18 protein-coding genes are annotated in these 17679 nt (G+C 38.2%); 15 read left to right on the top strand and 3 right to left on the bottom strand.

All coding sequences use genetic code 11. The features are described 5' to 3' along the window. From AX663_RS05915 to AX663_RS05890, 6 genes are all read left to right on the top strand, one after another. Window positions 1–1124, top strand: a 1124-nt coding sequence (locus AX663_RS05915; RefSeq protein ID WP_197414208.1) for a CAP domain-containing protein, incomplete at its 5' end; no start/stop codon positions are given. 125 nt (window positions 1125–1249) lie between these two features. Next, window positions 1250–2020 (top strand): DUF1003 domain-containing protein, encoded by a 771-nt coding sequence (locus tag AX663_RS05910; RefSeq protein ID WP_060973003.1) that lies wholly within the window; start codon window positions 1250–1252, stop codon window positions 2018–2020. Beyond that, complete coding sequence (gene rapZ, locus AX663_RS05905; RefSeq protein ID WP_037603141.1) at window positions 2001–2891, top strand: RNase adapter RapZ; 891 nt, start codon at window positions 2001–2003, stop codon at window positions 2889–2891. Before AX663_RS05910 ends, rapZ begins: the two co-directional genes overlap by 20 nt. Beyond that, entirely contained in the window at window positions 2888–3862 is a 975-nt protein-coding gene (locus tag AX663_RS05900) for a YvcK family protein (RefSeq protein WP_002891102.1), read from the top strand. The genes rapZ and AX663_RS05900 overlap by 4 nt, the downstream gene beginning before the upstream one ends. After that, the gene (gene whiA / locus AX663_RS05895; RefSeq protein WP_060973002.1) at window positions 3859–4770 is read left to right on the top strand and encodes a DNA-binding protein WhiA; all 912 of its coding nucleotides are present in this window, start codon (window positions 3859–3861) and stop codon (window positions 4768–4770) included. The genes AX663_RS05900 and whiA overlap by 4 nt, the downstream gene beginning before the upstream one ends. A gap of 17 nt (window positions 4771–4787) precedes the next feature. Then, window positions 4788–6185, top strand: coding sequence for a C69 family dipeptidase (locus tag AX663_RS05890; protein ID WP_060973001.1), 1398 nt, complete (start codon window positions 4788–4790; stop codon window positions 6183–6185). Window positions 6186–6240: 55 nt separating this feature from the next. Here the strand turns inward: AX663_RS05890 and AX663_RS05885 are convergent, their stop codons facing one another. Continuing rightward, on the bottom strand, window positions 6241–7062 hold the full coding sequence (locus tag AX663_RS05885) for a PrsW family glutamic-type intramembrane protease (RefSeq protein ID WP_060973000.1): 822 nt from the start codon (window positions 7060–7062) through the stop codon (window positions 6241–6243). A 157-nt stretch (window positions 7063–7219) separates the two neighbouring features. Between AX663_RS05885 and AX663_RS05880 the strand changes: the two genes are divergently transcribed. The 3 genes from AX663_RS05880 to AX663_RS05870 all read left to right on the top strand — a co-directional run bounded on the left by AX663_RS05880 (window position 7220) and on the right by AX663_RS05870 (window position 9837). Further along, window positions 7220–8764 (top strand): zinc ABC transporter substrate-binding protein AdcA, encoded by a 1545-nt coding sequence (locus AX663_RS05880; RefSeq protein ID WP_060972999.1) that lies wholly within the window; start codon window positions 7220–7222, stop codon window positions 8762–8764. 218 nt (window positions 8765–8982) lie between these two features. After that, the gene (locus AX663_RS05875) at window positions 8983–9381 is read left to right on the top strand and encodes a hypothetical protein (protein ID WP_004182418.1); all 399 of its coding nucleotides are present in this window, start codon (window positions 8983–8985) and stop codon (window positions 9379–9381) included. A gap of 144 nt (window positions 9382–9525) precedes the next feature. Then, on the top strand, window positions 9526–9837 hold the full coding sequence (locus tag AX663_RS05870; protein ID WP_060972998.1) for a hypothetical protein: 312 nt from the start codon (window positions 9526–9528) through the stop codon (window positions 9835–9837). 54 nt (window positions 9838–9891) lie between these two features. Here AX663_RS05870 and AX663_RS05865 read toward each other — a convergent pair whose 3' ends face one another. Further along, complete coding sequence (locus AX663_RS05865) at window positions 9892–10899, bottom strand: YeiH family protein (protein WP_060972997.1); 1008 nt, start codon at window positions 10897–10899, stop codon at window positions 9892–9894. Window positions 10900–11071: 172 nt separating this feature from the next. Here AX663_RS05865 and AX663_RS05860 point away from each other — a divergent pair, with 172 nt between their 5' ends. Beyond that, on the top strand, window positions 11072–11785 hold the full coding sequence (locus AX663_RS05860) for a glycoside hydrolase family 73 protein (RefSeq protein WP_060972996.1): 714 nt from the start codon (window positions 11072–11074) through the stop codon (window positions 11783–11785). 102 nt (window positions 11786–11887) lie between these two features. On the opposite strand, the gene AX663_RS05855 is transcribed toward AX663_RS05860, so the two are convergent. Continuing rightward, the gene (locus AX663_RS05855; protein ID WP_014634578.1) at window positions 11888–12796 is read right to left on the bottom strand and encodes a LysR family transcriptional regulator; all 909 of its coding nucleotides are present in this window, start codon (window positions 12794–12796) and stop codon (window positions 11888–11890) included. Between the two features lie 207 nt (window positions 12797–13003). On the opposite strand from AX663_RS05855, the gene glmS reads away from it, so the two are divergent. The 5 genes from glmS (at window position 13004) to AX663_RS05830 (ending at window position 17603) form a co-directional block, all read left to right on the top strand. Then, on the top strand, window positions 13004–14812 hold the full coding sequence (gene glmS, locus AX663_RS05850; RefSeq protein WP_060972995.1) for a glutamine--fructose-6-phosphate transaminase (isomerizing): 1809 nt from the start codon (window positions 13004–13006) through the stop codon (window positions 14810–14812). Between the two features lie 117 nt (window positions 14813–14929). Continuing rightward, window positions 14930–15259 carry a zinc ribbon domain-containing protein YjdM gene (locus AX663_RS05845; RefSeq protein WP_003097356.1) on the top strand — a complete coding sequence of 110 codons (330 nt, stop codon included), beginning with the start codon at window positions 14930–14932 and terminating at the stop codon, window positions 15257–15259. A gap of 200 nt (window positions 15260–15459) precedes the next feature. Then, complete coding sequence (locus AX663_RS05840; RefSeq protein WP_014634576.1) at window positions 15460–16101, top strand: amino acid ABC transporter permease; 642 nt, start codon at window positions 15460–15462, stop codon at window positions 16099–16101. Between the two features lie 8 nt (window positions 16102–16109). Continuing rightward, window positions 16110–16739, top strand: a complete 630-nt coding sequence (locus AX663_RS05835) for an amino acid ABC transporter ATP-binding protein (protein WP_060972994.1) — start codon at window positions 16110–16112, stop codon at window positions 16737–16739. 12 nt (window positions 16740–16751) lie between these two features. Next, complete coding sequence (locus AX663_RS05830) at window positions 16752–17603, top strand: amino acid ABC transporter substrate-binding protein (protein WP_060971242.1); 852 nt, start codon at window positions 16752–16754, stop codon at window positions 17601–17603. The last annotated feature ends 76 nt before the right edge of the window (window positions 17604–17679 follow it).

The raw sequence follows: 17679 nt of genomic DNA, 5'->3' as shown, positions 1-17679 counted from the left end.
GTTCAGAAGCAACGTCAACTGTAGATTCAACTTCGTCTGCAAGTTCAGAAGTAGCCTCAACTGTAGATTCAACTTCAGAAGCGGCTTCAACTGGTAACTCAAGTTCGACTGTAACTTCTGAATCTTCTTCAACAGCAACTTCAGAGACAGGTTCAACATCAGAAACAAGTTCTGAAGCTCCTGAACTTGAAAAACCACCATATGCGCCTGAAACAAACATTGACTATGATAAGTTGCCAAAACCAACATTGCCACCAACAGATTATCGCATGCACTCAGACCCACGATTTGTAGATGACAACGGTACGTATTACTACCGTGTCGCAATGACTGATGAGGAAACTGCGCGTGGTATCGATGGTTACTACAAATGGGTTGATGGTAAGTGGAAACTCTACAATGGTACTGCCAATGATGACCCTGAGCTTGATCCAGATTTCCATAAACCAGCAGGAAACGACGAATATATGTACGATGACAACGCATCAAGTGTTAAGTTGTATTCTGAAAATGTAGTTGGTACAGGTAAAGCGGGAGAAGCTCTTCCATTCCAAAATGTTGATGAATTTAAAGACTATGTCATTAATAATCTTGCTCCAAAATTCATAGACAATGCTGGCTGGGATTGTAATGTAACTTGGGAAATTGAAGATGTTGACAACTTCAACGCTTCTAAGGGCAGTGCTTGGGCACGTGATTATGTTATTACAGCTAATCTCAAGAGCGGTGTTGACGACAAAAAATATAGTGATGTTGAATTTGGATATGTTAAATTTATTTATCATGTAGAACCAACTGAAAATTCTGATTATGTTGAAGTTGATTCAGCTAAGGCTGCCTTTAATGAAATCAATGCTCAACGTACAGCTGCCGGTTTACCAGCGCTTACATGGTCTGATGATCTTTACAATAGCACAACTCTTCCACACGCCAAAGATATTTCACATACTTACAACAGTGACGGTATTGTTTACCGTCGTGAATCTGATGGTTCAGTTGTTGCAAATAAATGGTTGAGCAGTGGTATTCGTGAACTTCTCATGAGTCCAGATGCTACTCAAGCTGCAGTGGCTTGTGTTGTCGCAGGTGATGGTACTTACTACTGGACTTTGAATTACCAATAAGAAGATGTTAAATTAATTGTCCCAATAATGAGGAGTCTGAGGTTAGTCTTGGACTCTTTTCCTTTATCTATTGAACGTTTAAGCTTTCAATATGGTATAATAGAGCCTAGAAAGAAGGCGAAAATATGCAGGTTAAGAGAGTTCAGGATTATATCTCTAAAGAGTGGTTCGATGAAACCGATGGCTCCTATTTCGAACGACTAAATAGTCGTTTGCAGGTGCTTTTGAAAAAAGATTACCCTGATTTACAAGGACATGATTTCATTAGTAATATTAGCCTTTTGGATTATAGGTTAGTTTTTCTCGACGAGATTATCGCAAATGCTAATGAGAAAAATGAGCACGTGCGTGAAACAGTTCATGATGTGACCAAGAGTTTGCTCTACGAGGACCAGGATGTCCAGGAACAATTGGATAGTCGAATTACTTTTGGTCAAAAAGTGGCGGATGAAGTGGCCCGATTTGGTGGATCTTGGACTTTTATCTTGTCATTTGTTGCTTTTATGGCTATTTGGATGGGGCTGAATGTTGTTCAACCCTTTGGGATTGCCTTTGATAAGTATCCTTTTATTCTGTTGAATCTGGCCTTGTCCACTCTAGCTGCCGTTCAGGCACCATTGATTATGATGAGTCAGAATCGGGCATCGGATTACGATCGATTGCAAGCACGAAATGACTATAACGTCAATAAACAATCAAAGGCAGAAATCCGACTTTTACATGAAAAAATTGATCACTTGGTGCAACAAGACCAATCAGATTTGCTTACTATTCAAAAATTGCAGACAGAAATGATTATGGGGGTTAGCCAACAAGTTGAAAAAATGTCAGACGATATTCGTGTCTTGAAAGAAGAAAGACTAGAAAGGGAGTCTCATGGGAACGAAAAAAATTAATTTAGTTGTTGTAACAGGGATGAGCGGGGCAGGTAAGACTGTAGCGATTCAATCCTTTGAGGATATTGGATACTTCACTATTGATAATATGCCACCTTCTTTGGTACCAAAGGTTATCGAATTAGTAAAACATAGTGAAGAGACAGATAAGATTGCTCTTGTCGTTGATATGCGAAGTCGCTTGTTCTTCGATGAAATCAACGATATTTTGGATAAATTAGAAAGCAATGAGGAACTTAATTTCAAGATTCTTTTCTTGGACGCTACGGATGGTGAATTGGTTTCTCGTTACAAAGAGACACGTCGTAGTCACCCACTGGCGGCAGATGGCCGTGTTTTGGATGGCATCAAGTTAGAGCGTGAGCTTTTGTCACCGCTTAAGAGTTTGAGTCAAAACGTAGTTGATACGACAGAATTGACTCCGCGTCAACTTCGTAAGGCTATTTCTGAACAGTTTTCATCTGAGCAAGACCAATCTTCTTTCCGTATTGAAGTTTTGAGTTTTGGTTTTAAATATGGACTGCCATTGGATGCAGATCTGGTTTTTGATGTCCGTTTTTTGCCAAACCCTTATTATGATCCTGCCCTTCGTAACCTCACAGGTTTGGATAAAGAGGTTTTTGATTACGTCATGAAGCATACGGAATCAGAAGACTTTTACAATCATTTGACACAGCTTATTAAACCAATCTTACCTGGCTACAAAAAAGAAGGTAAGTCAGTTCTTACTATTGCTGTTGGGTGTACAGGTGGTCAACACCGTAGTGTAGCTTTTGCACATCGTCTAGCCCAAGATCTAAAAAATGATTGGACAGTCAATGAAACACATCGTGATAAGGATCGACGTAAGGAGACGGTGAATCGTTCATGAAAAAACCAAGAATTACAGTAATAGGTGGGGGAACTGGTATTCCAGTCATTCTTCGTAGTTTACGCCATAAGGATGTTGATATCACTGCTGTGGTAACTGTAGCTGATGATGGTGGTTCTTCAGGAGATTTGCGTGATATCATGCAACTGACACCTCCAGGGGATTTGCGTAATGTTTTGGTAGCTATGAGTGATATGCCTAAACTTTATGAAAGAGTTTTCCAATATCGTTTTGATAAAACCGATGGCGCTTTGGCCGGTCATCCACTCGGAAATCTAATCATCGCTGGAATTTCAGAAATGCAGGGATCTACCTATAATGCCATGCAGCTTCTGACGAAGTTTTTCCACGTCACAGGTAAGATTTATCCTGCCAGTGAGACTGCTTTGACGCTTCATGCCGTTTTTCAAGATGGTCATGAAGTAGCAGGTGAGAGTAGTATTGCCCAGTACGATGGCATGATTGAGCGCGTTTATGTGACCAATACCTATAATGATGAAGAGCCTAAGGCCAGTCGTAAGGTTGTTGATGCTATTATGAATAGTGATATGATTGTTTTAGGTCCTGGGTCTCTCTATACATCGATTTTGCCCAACCTGGTGATACCAGAGATTCGTCAGGCTCTTATTGAGACCAAGGCTGATGTCACATACATTTGTAATATTATGACGCAGTACGGAGAAACTGAGCAATTCTCAGATGCCGACCATGTGGCTGTTCTTAATCGTCATCTTGGCTCCGATGTGATTGACAATGTCTTAGTTAATATCAAGAAAGTGCCTAAGGAATACATGGCAAGTAATAAATTTGATGAATACCTTGTTCAGGTTGAGCATGATTTTGAGGGCTTACGTCGTGAAGCAAAAACAGTTGTGTCTTCTAATTTTTTGCGACTTGAAAATGGTGGTGCCTTCCACCATGGTGACTTGGTAGTGGATGAGCTCATGCATCTAGTGAGGAATAAGTCATGAGTTTCACAATTAAGGTTAAAGAAGAGATAATTGCAGCTTCAAGCAAAGACAAGGCTGAATTGTCGGCATTGATTAAGATGTCTGGTTCTGTTGGATTGACCAACCAAGGATTGACTCTTTCCATCTCAACAGAAAATGCAAAGATCGCGCGACATATCTACCAATTAATGGAAAGTCGTTATCAGAGTAATCCTGAATTGAGACATCACAACAAGACTAATCTCAAGAAAAATCGTGTTTACACGGTTTTTGTAGCTGACCATGTCAATGATATTTTGTCCGATTTACAATTGGCGGATTCTTTCTTTGGCTTTGAAACAGGCATTGAAACATCAGTAATGGAAGATGACGATGCTGGAAGATCCTATTTACGAGGTGCTTTTTTGGCGACCGGAACAGTTCGTGATCCTGAAAAAGGCCGTTATCAATTAGAGATTTTTTCCGTTTACCAAGACCACGCAGAGGACTTAGCTTCTCTCATGAAAAAATTTATGCTCGATGCCAAGGTTTTGAGTCATAAAAATGGTTTTGTGACCTATCTTCAAAAAGCTGAGGATATTATGGATTTCCTCCTTGTTATTGGTGCAATGAACTCTAAGGATACCTTCGAAGAGGTCAAAATTATGCGAGAGACCAGAAATGATCTGAATCGTGCCAATAATGCGGAAACAGCTAATATTGCTAGAACGATTAGTGCTAGTATGAAAACAATTAATAATATTATCAAGATTATGGATACGGTTGGCTTGGAGATTTTACCTGTGGAGCTGCGCCAAATTGCCCAACTCCGTATTGCCAATCCAGATTACTCTATCCAGCAAATCGCAGATAGTATAGAACCTCCTCTGACCAAGAGTGGTGTCAATCATCGTCTCAGAAAAATCAATAAAATTGCGGACGATTTGTAAGTAGAAAGGAAACTTTTATGGCTTGTACAACGATTTTAGTAGGTAAGAAAGCCTCATATGATGGCTCTACCATGATTGCACGTACTGAGGATTCTCAGTCTGGCATTTTTACGCCCAAAGAATTTCTCGTCGTGACCCCTGAAGACCAACAGCGTCATTATCAGTCTGTGCTTAGCAATTTTTCAATTGATTTGCCAGATAATCCTCTACGTTATACTTCTGTTCCAGATGCACTTGGTAAAGACGGTATCTGGGGTGAAGCTGGTATCAACTCAGCTAATGTTGCCATGAGTGCAACAGAAACAATCACCACCAATGCGCGTGTACTCGGTGCAGACCCACTTGTTAAAGATGGTTTTGGAGAAGAGGATATGTTAACATTGGTCTTGCCATATATCAAGACGGCGCGTGAAGGTGTCCTTCGTTTGGGGCAACTTCTTGAAACTTACGGAACTTACGAATCTAATGGTATTGCATTCTCAGATACTGAAGAAATTTGGTGGCTAGAGACCATAGGTGGTCACCATTGGATTGCAAGACGTGTTCCAGACGATGCCTATGTCACTAACCCAAACCAACTTGGCATCGATCACTATGAGTTTGAAAATCCAGACGACTATTTAGCCTCACCAGACATTCGAGATTTTATTAATAAACATCACTTGGATTTGACTTATTCTAATGAACACTTTAATCCACGTTATGCTTTTGGTAGCCAACGAGATAAGGATCGTCATTATAATACACCACGTGCCTGGGCAATGCAGAAATTCTTGAACCCTGAAAAAGATTATGATCCAAAATCATTCTTTATTCCATGGTGTCAAAAACCATACCGCAAAATTACAGTTGAAGATGTTAAATATGTCTTGAGTCTTCATTACCAAGATACACCTTACGATCCTTATGGACCTCAAGGAGATGCGGTGAGTCAACGCCAATTCCGTCCAATCGGTATCAACCGTACTAGTCAAACAGCTCTCTTGCAAATGCGTCCTAACAAACCATCAGAAACGACAGGAATTCAGTGGTTAGCCTATGGATCAATGCCATTTGGTACAATGGTGCCATTCTGGACTCAAGTCGGAACAACACCTGCTTATTTCCGTCAAACAACTGATAAAGTTGATACAGGTAATTTCTACTGGAGTAATCGCTTGATTGCTGCTATCTGTGATCCTCATTTCCAACAGCATGAAGCTGATTTGGATGCTTATGTAGAAACAACTATGGCTCTTGGCCATGCTATGATTAATCATGTAGATACTGCTTTAGCAAATGGTGAGAGTATTGATTTTGAAGCTGAAAATCAAAAAATTAGTGATAAGATTCAGTCAGAAACAGATAATCTATTGGCAAAAGTCTTAGATGATGCAAGTAATTTGATGACCAATCGTTTTTCTATGAGTGATTAAAGTCATCAAAAAAGCCTTTCCATAAAATTGGAAAGGTTTTTTAGTATTGTAAACATTACTTGTTTTCTTTATCCAGTTTCGAGAGGAGCTGATAAAGCGTAATAAAGAAGAAAAGATTGAGTGAAATGAGAAGGCCTGATGCCCATGGCAAATCGCTTTCTAAATTTCGAAGAGGTGAATTCCAAGCAAAGTGTGCAGCAAAAGCACCGCAAGCATAAAGTATACCAATAAGACTGTATTTAGAATTAATGAGTTTTTGACGGGAACGCCATATAAGGACTAGTCCCATAGCAAGGAAGGATGTGTAAAGCCAGTGAGACGATACGGCACCAATAGTTCGTCCAAGAATACCTGAAATCGTATAAGAAAAACCATCAGGCAAATCTGAAAGAATATAGGAGAAGTCTTCACTAATCTGGAAGCCAAGACCTGCCGTAATAGCAACAAGCAAGATCCCCCTGTAACTTTTCGTTGGTACCATATAGATAGCAAAGAGAAAAGCTGCTAGTTTTAGGGGTTCTTCAACTAGGGGAGCCATAAGGGCATCCTCAAAGCGGTAGAAGAAACTCTTTGAAGAAAGATGAGCAGTTACCCAATCATGAGAAAAGGTATTGGCATAACCAGCTATCCATCCTGTTATAAAGAGTCCACCAATTAGAGCAAATATGAGAACAAGTGGTTTCACCTGCCATCTCTTGCTTAAGTACTGAATCAGAAATATTCCTGGTACGATATAACATAAGGCAATTAGTGTTGATAGTCCAATAATACCGTATGCCGAACCTGACAAAGCGCCTGAAGTGTATGATTGCGTATCATAAGTCAGGCCTATGGCTGAAAGCAATAAAAAAAGATATAGGATTAATTTTCGAAACATGTATAACCTACTTTCCAAATGATATTTCCAGTATATCAAATAATTCTTTCTCGCTGAAATATTTCAATTTTTTTATTTAAGGGCTTGCAAAATAAATGAAATGTGATATACTTAACCAGTAAACTATTAACTGGTTAAGTACTTTGAAAGGAATAACATGAAAAAGAAACGCATTTTTGGCCTAGCAGGATTAGCAACAGTTGTTTTAGCTGCTGGTGCAGGCATTTATTATACGATTAGTAACCACGGTTCAAAAGGAAATGGTGACTTGAAGGTTGTGACCAGCTTTTACCCTGTTTATGAATTTACCAAGCAGGTTGTTGGAGATGAGGGAGAGGTGTCTTATCTTATTCCCGCTGGTAGTGAAGCCCACGATTTCCAACCATCTACTAAGAATGTCGCTGACATTGAAAAAGCAGACACTTTTGTCTACCTAAATGAAAATATGGAAACCTGGGTTCCAAAAGTTGAAAAGTCTATCAACACAAAAAATACAAAAGTCATTAAGGCAAGTCAAGGCATGGTTCTTTTACCTGGAACAGAGGAAGAAGATCATGATCACGGTGGAGAAGAACATCACCACGAATATGATCCTCATGTTTGGCTCTCACCTAAACGTTCTCAAAAATTAGTTGAAACTATTAGAGACGGTTTGATTGCTCAGCATCCAGATAAAAAAGCAGTCTTTACAACCAATGCCGAGAAATACCTTAAAAAATTAAAGACTTTGGATAAGGAGTATACTGAAGCCTTTAGTCAAGCAAAACAGAAAAGTTTTGTTACTCAGCACGCAGCTTTTGCCTACCTTGCCTTAGATTACGGTTTGACACAGGTACCAATTTTAGGTGTTTCAGCTGAGTCCGACCCTTCTGCAAAACGTATCGCTAGCCTTTCTAAGTATGTCAAAGAATATGATATTAACTATATCTATTTTGAGGAAAATGCTTCAAGTAGTGTTGCTAAAACCTTAGCTAACGAAGTAGGAGTTAAGACAGCAGTTTTAAATCCAATTGAATCACTAACTAAGGAACAGTTGAAAAAAGGTGAAGACTATGTCAGTGTTATGAATGAGAACCTAAAAAATCTTCGTTTAACAACGGACGTTGAAGGTAAAGCCATCCAACCTGAAACAGGAAGTGATGATAAGAAAACAGTTCAAAATGGTTACTTCGATGACAAAGATGTTAAAGATAGAGAACTTTCGGATTGGTCTGGTGAGTGGCAATCGGTTTATCCTTATCTTCAAGATGGTACTTTAGATCAAGTATTTGAATACAAATCTCTATTAAATAAAGATAGAACTGCACAAGAGTATAAAGAATACTACACTAAGGGCTATCAAACAGATGTTTCTAAAATTGCTATTGACGGTAAAAAGATGACCATGACTTTCACAAAGAATGATGGAAGTAGTGTGACACACACTTATCGTTATGATGGTTATAAGATTCTAACCTATGCTTCTGGTAAAAAAGGTGTTCGTTATCTCTTTACAGCAACTGATAGTCAAGCAGCAGATAACCCTTACCAGTATGTCCAATTTTCAGATCATCAAATAGATTCAACAACTTCAGCACATTTCCATATTTTCTTTGGAAATAGTAGCCAAGATGAGATTCTAAAAGAAATGGATAATTGGCCAACTTACTATCCTGGAAAACTTAGTGGCTTTGAAATTGCACAAGAAATGGTTAGCCATTAATACTAGAAATGCACTCATTCGTGAGTGTTTTTCTTTTTTAAAAAAATCTTTCATTTCTTAAACTCTTAGAAAATTGCTAGTGTCATTAGTTTTAAACAGAAATTTAAAGCATCGTATTTTTTCTAAAAAAATCCTGTAAAAAATTAAATAATTACTACATTTTTTCATTCTTTAGTGGTACAATAATAGTACGATTTTCAGATGACCAGGAGAGACCCATGAACCAGTATTTAGTAGCGATACATTATATTCAACTACTTCAAGCAGAACTCGATATTCTAAATCATGATGCACGCTTGCTTTTTGATTTAAAGATTGAACCAAATCTTGCTAAAAGAGAGCTTGCTGACTTGAAAGTATCCCTATCTAAATTATCTGACAAAAACCTTTATATCGAAGGTACAATCTGGTATCAGCCAAGTTTGTTTGCAATCATTGATCAAAATTTAGGGGTTATTGATGACTGGCTCAAGGAATTAGATGACTTCTTTGAATTTACCTATAGTACAACAGTTTTCACTGTTTTGAAAGAAAATGAAAATCGAAGTTACGACTTATTACTTGGTCTCTATAGCCGTCTTGAATACGTTATTTCAGAAATAAAAAATTGCCGTTAGATGACTAACGGCTTTTAGTATATAGAAAAATTAGGCTCTATTTTAAATATCAAATAATTTGACAAAATACCCAAATGTGTGTAAAATAAAATTTGAAAATACTCTAATAAAAATAACGTTAAGTTAAAGGAAGATAATAACTAAGTGAGTAATCAGGGGTTTAAATTGGGGGATTTTGTTAAATATTATTTGGTGAGCCTTGTGTCACTGAGCTTTTTATGTCTTATTTTGTATGGGCTATATTCTTTAAACGGGCTCATTCCTTTTTCTCTAGATGGAGCTTCAGGCCTTGAAGTTAGGCATTATTCAGGACAGACCACCTCTTCTGTAAAAAAAGATGGTGATTATAAGGTTCAGGATATTAGTGGTGAAACTAAGAGCTACAATGTAGATTTGAAAGTAACAAACGATGGGGATAAGGTTATCCAAACCTATGTCTTTGAGTATAAAAAATGATTCTATAATAAAAACTCACAGTCTTAGCCAGATTGTGAGTTTTTTAGATGTCTTTTACCAAAGTCCTAATATCTTTTGCATGAGAAGAGAAGCAAGACTAATTAATAACCAACAGACTCCTCCCACTAGAAGTGCTGAGCCTCCTTTAGTGATTAGTTTTTTGAGATTTGTTTGGAAACCGATAGCTGTCATTGCCATAATAATCATAAATTTTGAAAGGTCTTTTAATGGTGAAAAGACGGCAGGTGTTACACCGAGTGACATTGCAACAGTTGTAATCAGTGAGGCTAAAAGGAACCAAAGGATAAAGTTAGGCACTGCTTTGCTTAGCGAGAATTCTTCCTTTGTATTATCCTTTTGTGACTGCCATACAGATAGACCAAGAGTTATAGGGATGATAGCAAGTGTTCGAGTCAATTTAACAATTGTTGCTTGCTCTAGGATAGATGTTCCATGTAAGCTATCCCAAGAACTAGCTGTAGCAGTTACAGAAGAAGTATCGTTGACAGCTGTTCCAGCAAATATGGCAAAGCCTTGATTACTAAGTCCCAACCAAGATCCCAAGTGAGGAAAGATTAAAGCCGCTAAGATGTTAAAAAAGAAAATTACCGAGATTGCTGTTGCAATAGATTCATCTTTTGCCTTGATTACAGGTGCAGTTGCAGCAATAGCAGAACCTCCACAGATTGAAGAACCAACACCTACTAAAGTAGCAATTTCACTATCTAGCTTGAACACACGATGGACGACATAAGCAGTAAGCAGTGCCGTAGTAATAGTCACTAGAATAATGGGAAGTGACGTTACGCCAACCTTAAAGACTTGAGAAAGATTTAGTCCAAATCCAAGAAGAATAACAGCGTATTGTAATACTTTTTTAGATGTGAATTGCATTCCTGCTTTAAGTTTCTGAGAATCTCTTAGAATAATTCCTAGCAGAAGTCCTATAAATAAACCAAGGACTGGCCCACCAATAATAGGAAATAAGTTTCCAAGGAACCATGCTAGGAGAGATATAAGTATTGCAATACTTAGTCCGGGTAAGAATTCTTTTATTTTCATTCATTTATCTCCTTAAAATTTGACTATATTATAGCTTATTATAAATATGATGTAAAGGTAACATTTGCTTTATTTATCAAGGAAAATAGGTCTAAAAGTTGCGACTTGTCAGTTTTTCTGATAGAATAGTATTAAAATATTATAATTGAAAATCTTATGAAGGAAGGGTTGTATGTATCGTCATTTAAAGAAGTATATGTTTTTTATCGTGGGAGCTTTTGTTTGTTCGCTCTTTTTGGTTCTAGCTTTTACAACAGATAGAAAAAATGATAACAGTGTTAATGCTAAAGCTGAAGCTGCCTACAATCAAACTACGACGGCTTTTATTGATAGTATCGGAGAGACTGCGAGACAGATTGGTCAAGATTACAATATCTATGCTTCTGTTCTAATTGCTCAAGCTATTTTGGAATCAAATTCAGGTCAGTCAGGTCTGAGTCAAGCTCCTTATTACAACTTCTTTGGGATTAAGGGCTCTTATAATGGAAACTCCGTTACTATGCGTACTTGGGAAGATGACGGTACAGGAAAGACTTATGAGATTGATGAACCCTTCCGTTCTTATGGAAGTCTGAGTGATTCCCTAGCGGATTATGCTGCTTTGATGACGTCATCTACTTATGCAGGAACTTGGAAATCAAATACAAGTAGTTATGCAGATGCCACTCAGGCACTGACAGGGACTTATGCTACAGATAGTCTTTACGCTTCTAAATTAAATAGCATTATTGCATACTATGGTTTGACTGCCTATGATCAAGCTCCAGTTACCCAAGCAACTGGTTCAACAAGTGGTCTTGTTTGGAACAGCTATAGAGGCTCATACACAGATGCTGAGACCTTATCTATAGACGAGGCCTGGGCGAGCTATAAAAATTATAAATAATGATGAGAGTCGAAAGGCTCTTTTTTTGTGCACTAAACACTTAAATTGGACAGTTTGAGCGATAAAAAGTCCCCAACATTATGTGCTGGGGACTAACATCTATTAGTTGTCAAAAGTGACTTCTTTAACGAGGTTATCAAGGAATTTTTCCCCCATTTTAGAGAGGGTTGCTTTTTCATGCTTCAAGTAAACAATATCAATTTCATCATCAATATCAAGTGGGATAGAGACAATATTATCACCATTCAAATTACTATTTAAAATACCTGTAGCAATGGTGTAACCATCCAAACCAATTAATAGGTTGAAGAGTGTCGCTCGGTCTGAAACCACGATAGACTTTTTATGGGGAATCTGAGAGAGAATCTCTTCAGAATAGTAGAAGGAATTATGAATCCCCTGATCATAGCTAAGGTATGGAAATTCTTCTAAATCTTCCAAAGAGACAACTTCATGCTTAGCCAATGGGTTTGACTTGCTGACAAAGATATGAGGTCTAGCTTTGAAGAGACTGGTATATGTGAGGCGGTTGTCATCAAACATCTTAGTCAAGACATCTCGATTATAGCTGTTAAGGAAGAGAACGCCGATCTCTGAACGGAAGTTCTTAACGTCCTCAATGATTTCATAAGTGCGTGTTTCGCGTAAGAAGAGCTCGTAACGTGTCATGTCAGCTCTCTTGAGAAGTGAGACGAAGGCATTGACAACAAAAGCGTAGTGTTGAGAGGAAACACTAAACAATTCACGTGTTTCTGTGTGACTCTTGTAGCGTTCTTCCAAGAGATTCGTTTGTTCCACTACCTGACGTGCATAAGAGAGAAATTCAACTCCATCCTTGGTTAAAGTGATTCCCTTGGGGTTACGGATAAAGATATCAATTCCCATTTCTCTTTCCAAGTCACGAACAGCATTTGAAAGACTTGGTTGCGTAATGAAAAGTTGTTTTGCAGCTTCATTCATTGAGCCGGTTTCGACGATTTTGATAATATAATGTAATTGTTGAATTCGCATAGCCTTATTATAGCATATTTTAAGGATTATTCCTTAGGATAAGAGACAAGTAAAAGGTCTTTTTAGGACTATACCAATTTTTATGCTTGACAATGTCAAATATATCGAATATACTGTCCTCGTTAAGCTTTTTAAAGAGCTTATTGACTATACCAATTTTAAATGAAGGAGACATGACCTCTTTGATCTGAGGTTATTATTAAAAATATGTGTGGAATTGTTGGTGTTGTAGGTAACACAAATGCAACTGATATCTTGATTCAAGGACTTGAAAAGCTAGAATACCGTGGTTATGATTCGGCTGGTATCTTTGTAGCTGGCGAAGCATCTAGTCAATTGGTTAAGGCTGTTGGCCGTATTGCGGAACTTGCTGCTAAAACTGAAGGAGTAGAAGGTACTGCAGGTATCGGACATACTCGTTGGGCAACTCACGGTAAACCAACAGAGGATAATGCTCACCCACACCGCTCAGAAACAGAACGTTTTGTTTTGGTTCACAATGGTGTTATTGAAAACTATCTTGAAATTAAGGAAGAATACCTTTCTGGTCATCATTTCAAAGGTCAAACCGATACTGAAATTGCAGTTCACTTGATTGGAAAATTTGTTGAAGAAGATGGTTTGTCAACTCTTGAAGCATTCAAGAAAGCTCTTCACATTATCCGTGGATCATATGCCTTCGCTCTCATGGATTCTGAAGATGCCTCAACAATTTACGTGGCAAAAAACAAATCACCACTTTTGATTGGTCTTGGTGATGGCTATAACATGGTCTGCTCAGATGCCATGGCTATGATTCGCGAAACTAATCAATACATGGAAATTCACGATCAAGAGTTAGTTATCGTGAAAGCTGATAGTGTTGAAGTTCAAGATTATGATGGTACTGTTAAAGAACGTGATAGCTATACAGCTGAACTTGACCTATCTGATATTGGTAAAGGCACTTACCCTTACTACATGCTCAAAGAAATCGATGAGCAACCAACAGTGATGCGTAAGCTTATCCAAGCCTACACAGATGACAAGGGACAAGTGACTGTAGATGCTGATATTATCAAGGCTGTTCAAGAGGCTGATCGTATCTATATCCTTGCGGCAGGAACATCATATCATGCTGGTTTTGCTTCTAAGAAGATGCTTGAAGAATTAACAGATACACCAGTTGAACTTGGTATTTCTTCTGAATGGGGTTATGGTATGCCACTCCTTAGCAAGAAACCTCTCTTTGTCTTTATTAGTCAATCAGGTGAAACAGCAGATAGCCGTCAGGTTCTTGTTAAAGCTAACGAGTTGGGTATTCCAAGTTTGACAGTGACAAACGTTCCGGGATCTACCCTTTCTCGTGAAGCTGACCACACAATGCTTCTTCATGCTGGACCAGAAATTGCCGTAGCTTCTACTAAAGCTTACACCGCTCAGATTGCAGCTCTTGCCTTCTTGGCTAAAGCAGTGGGTGAAGCTAATGGTAATGAAAAAGCTAAAGCTTTCGACTTGGTACATGAATTGTCACTTGTAGCACAATCTATCGAATCAACACTCTCTGAAAAAGAAGTTATTGACGAGAAAGTGGCAGCTCTTCTTGCAGAAACACGTAACGCTTTCTATATTGGTCGTGGTCAAGATTACTATGTTGCTATGGAAGCCAGTCTTAAATTGAAAGAAATCTCATATATCCAATGTGAAGGTTTTGCAGCAGGGGAGTTGAAACACGGAACGATTGCTTTGATCGAAGATGGTACACCTGTTATTGCGCTCTTGTCTGACGCTGTTCTTGCTAGCCACACTCGTGGTAATATTCAAGAGGTAGCTGCTCGTGGTGCTAAAGTGTTGACTATTGCTGAGGAAAATGTTGCTAAAGAAGGTGATGACATCGTTCTTAATAATGTTCACCCTTACTTGTCACCAATTTCAATGGTTGTACCGACACAATTGATTGCTTACTTTGCAACACTTCATCGTGGACTTGATGTCGATAAACCACGTAACTTGGCTAAATCAGTTACTGTTGAATAAAAATACTAACATCTCTTACAGTGTAAGGGATGTTGTTTGTTTTTATCCTTTTTACCCTTGCTTAATTGGAGAATCTAAAGTAGAATAGTATTTATATAACAATCTTAGGAGAGAATTATGTCATTACCAAATTGTCCAAAATGTAACTCAGAGTATGTTTATGAAGATGGAATCTTGCTTGTATGTCCTGAATGTGCCTATGAGTGGGATCCAAACGAAGTTGCAGAAGAAGGACTTGTGGTTCTTGATAGCAATGGAACACGTCTTGCTGACGGTGATACTGTTACAGTTATTAAAGATTTGAAAGTGAAAGGTGCGCCAAAAGATATTAAACAAGGCACACGTGTTAAAAATATTCGTTTGGTTGAAGGTGACCATAACATTGATTGTAAGATTGATGGTTTTGGCGCTATGAAACTTAAATCTGAATTTGTTAAGAAAATCTAAAATAAGCTTTAGGAATGCTAGACTTAAGTATTGTTTGTTTCTCAGGACAGACTATTTAAGTCTCCCAGGAGTGTGATTATGAACTCATTTTAAAAATTGGGTCTAGTCGCACTCCTTTTTACTATTTTCAAAATCTTATATCATTTTTTCAAAAAATTTGGTATAATATTCAACAATATTAAATAATTATAGGAGTTTATATGTCATACGTTTTGGAAGTATTACCAGCCCTTTTGAACGGTGCGGTAGTCACACTTCAAGTATTTTTCATTGTTATCGTACTGTCGATTCCATTAGGGATTGTACTTGCTTTCTTAATGCAGATTAAATTCAAACCTTTAAATTGGTTATTAACCCTTTACGTTTGGATTATGCGTGGAACGCCTCTCCTTTTACAATTGATCTTCGTTTATTATGTTCTTCCGAGTGTAGGGATTGTCTTCGATCGTCTACCAGCTGCTATTCTTGCTTTTACGCTTAACTATGCAGCTTATTTCGCAGAGATTTTCCGTGGAGGAATCTTGGCTATTCCGAAAGGACAATACGAAGCAGCAAAAATGCTTAAACTTAGTCCTTTCCAAACCATCCGCTACATTATCCTTCCTCAGGTAGTCAAGATTGTCTTGCCAAGTATCTTTAACGAGATTATTAACTTGGTTAAGGATTCATCATTGGTTTATGTGCTTGGGGTTGGAGACCTTCTTTTGGAAAGTCGTACCGCTGCGAACCGTGATGCGACCTTAGCACCGATGTTTGTGGCTGGAGCTATCTATCTTATCCTTGTGGGTGTTGTGACTGTGGCTTCGAAAAACATCGAAAAGAAATTCAACTATTATAAATAGGAGACCTTATGTTAGAATTAAAAAATATTTCCAAGCAATTTGGTCAACACAAAATTTTTGATAACTATAACCTAACTGTCGAAGAGGGAAAAATTTTAGCTATTGTCGGACCATCTGGTGGTGGTAAAACGACTCTCTTGCGTATGCTAGCAGGACTTGAAACCATTGATTCAGGACAAATTATTTATGAAAATGAAGAGATTCCTTTGGATCAGATGGAAAGTCGTAATTTGCTCGGTTTTGTCTTCCAAGATTTCCAACTGTTTCCACATTTAACAGTCTTAGACAATCTAACGCTTTCGCCAATTAAGACGATGGGAATGTCTAAGGAGGATGCTAAGAAAAAAGCTCAAGCTCTGCTTGACCGTTTAGGCCTTGGAGCTCACGGAAATGCTTATCCTTACTCTCTTTCTGGGGGACAAAAACAACGTGTTGCATTTGCGCGTGCTATGATGATTGATCCGAAAATTGTCGGCTATGATGAACCAACATCAGCTCTTGACCCTGAGTTGCGTCAAGAAGTGGAGAAATTGATTTTGCAGAATCGTGAGACTGGGATTACGCAAATCGTTATCACTCACGATATGCAGTTTGCACAGCACATCGCCGATGAGATTGTCACTATCAATCCAAAATAGTGAGGATTTTCCATGAAAAAAATAGTAAAAACGATTTTGCTTGGCTGTCTTGTCATTTTGCCTTTGTTTGCGCTATCAGCTTGCAGCTCGCGCTCACATTTTGCAACTCAGAAAGATCAGTGGCAAACCTATACCAAAGAAAAGAAAATCAAAATTGGTTTTGATGCAACCTTTGTTCCTATGGGATATGAGGAAAAGGATGGTAGCTATGTTGGTTTTGATATTGATCTTGCAACTGCAGTCTTTAAATTGTATGGTATCGATGTTGAATGGCAGGCTATTGACTGGGATATGAAAGAAACAGAACTGAAGAATGGGACAATTGACCTCATTTGGAACGGTTACTCGGTCACGGATGAGCGTAAGCAGTCTGCGGACTTCACGGAACCTTATATGGTCAATGAACAAGTACTGGTAACTAAAAAGTCTTCGGGAATTGATTCTGTTGCTGGAATGTCAGGTAAGACCTTAGGTGCTCAAGCAGGGTCTTCCGGTTATGATGCTTTCAATGCTTCTCCGAAGATTTTGAAGGATATCGTTGCCAACCAAAAAGCAGTCCAATATTCGACCTTTACTCAAGCCTTGATTGACCTTGATAGTGGACGTATTGACGGTCTATTGATTGACCGTGTGTATGCTAATTACTACTTAGAAAAATCAGGGGTTCTGGATCAGTATAATGTTATGCCTGCTGGTTATGAAGGTGAAAGCTTTGCTGTAGGTGCTCGTAAAGCAGATAAGACACTGATCAAAAAAATCAATCAAGGATTTAGAACCCTTTATAAAAAAGGAGAATTCCAAAAGATTTCTAACAAGTGGTTTGGCGAAGATGTTGCCACAGACCAAGTTAAAGGGAAAAAATAGAAGGATAACAACATTCTAGAAGGGATGTTGTTATTTTTTTATGGAAAATACTTGAAATATAAGAAGTTATAATTTA

Source organism: Streptococcus sp. CCH8-H5 (assembly GCF_001556505.1).
In the GTDB taxonomy this organism is placed as follows: domain Bacteria; phylum Bacillota; class Bacilli; order Lactobacillales; family Streptococcaceae; genus Streptococcus.
The sequence above is the reverse complement of the archived record's forward strand: the minus strand, read 5'-3'. Positions and strand labels throughout refer to the sequence as shown.

Coding starts and splice junctions, on each gene's coding strand:
- AX663_RS05910 (WP_060973003.1), top strand. CDS start 1,250: ATGCAGGTTAAGAGAGTTCAGGATTATATCTCTAAAGAGTGGTTCGAT.
- rapZ (WP_037603141.1), top strand. CDS start 2,001: ATGGGAACGAAAAAAATTAATTTAGTTGTTGTAACAGGGATGAGCGGG.
- AX663_RS05900 (WP_002891102.1), top strand. CDS start 2,888: ATGAAAAAACCAAGAATTACAGTAATAGGTGGGGGAACTGGTATTCCA.
- whiA (WP_060973002.1), top strand. CDS start 3,859: ATGAGTTTCACAATTAAGGTTAAAGAAGAGATAATTGCAGCTTCAAGC.
- AX663_RS05890 (WP_060973001.1), top strand. CDS start 4,788: ATGGCTTGTACAACGATTTTAGTAGGTAAGAAAGCCTCATATGATGGC.
- AX663_RS05885 (WP_060973000.1), bottom strand. CDS start 7,062: ATGTTTCGAAAATTAATCCTATATCTTTTTTTATTGCTTTCAGCCATA.
- AX663_RS05880 (WP_060972999.1), top strand. CDS start 7,220: ATGAAAAAGAAACGCATTTTTGGCCTAGCAGGATTAGCAACAGTTGTT.
- AX663_RS05875 (WP_004182418.1), top strand. CDS start 8,983: ATGAACCAGTATTTAGTAGCGATACATTATATTCAACTACTTCAAGCA.
- AX663_RS05865 (WP_060972997.1), bottom strand. CDS start 10,899: ATGAAAATAAAAGAATTCTTACCCGGACTAAGTATTGCAATACTTATA.
- AX663_RS05860 (WP_060972996.1), top strand. CDS start 11,072: ATGTATCGTCATTTAAAGAAGTATATGTTTTTTATCGTGGGAGCTTTT.
- AX663_RS05855 (WP_014634578.1), bottom strand. CDS start 12,796: ATGCGAATTCAACAATTACATTATATTATCAAAATCGTCGAAACCGGC.
- glmS (WP_060972995.1), top strand. CDS start 13,004: ATGTGTGGAATTGTTGGTGTTGTAGGTAACACAAATGCAACTGATATC.
- AX663_RS05845 (WP_003097356.1), top strand. CDS start 14,930: ATGTCATTACCAAATTGTCCAAAATGTAACTCAGAGTATGTTTATGAA.
- AX663_RS05840 (WP_014634576.1), top strand. CDS start 15,460: ATGTCATACGTTTTGGAAGTATTACCAGCCCTTTTGAACGGTGCGGTA.
- AX663_RS05835 (WP_060972994.1), top strand. CDS start 16,110: ATGTTAGAATTAAAAAATATTTCCAAGCAATTTGGTCAACACAAAATT.
- AX663_RS05830 (WP_060971242.1), top strand. CDS start 16,752: ATGAAAAAAATAGTAAAAACGATTTTGCTTGGCTGTCTTGTCATTTTG.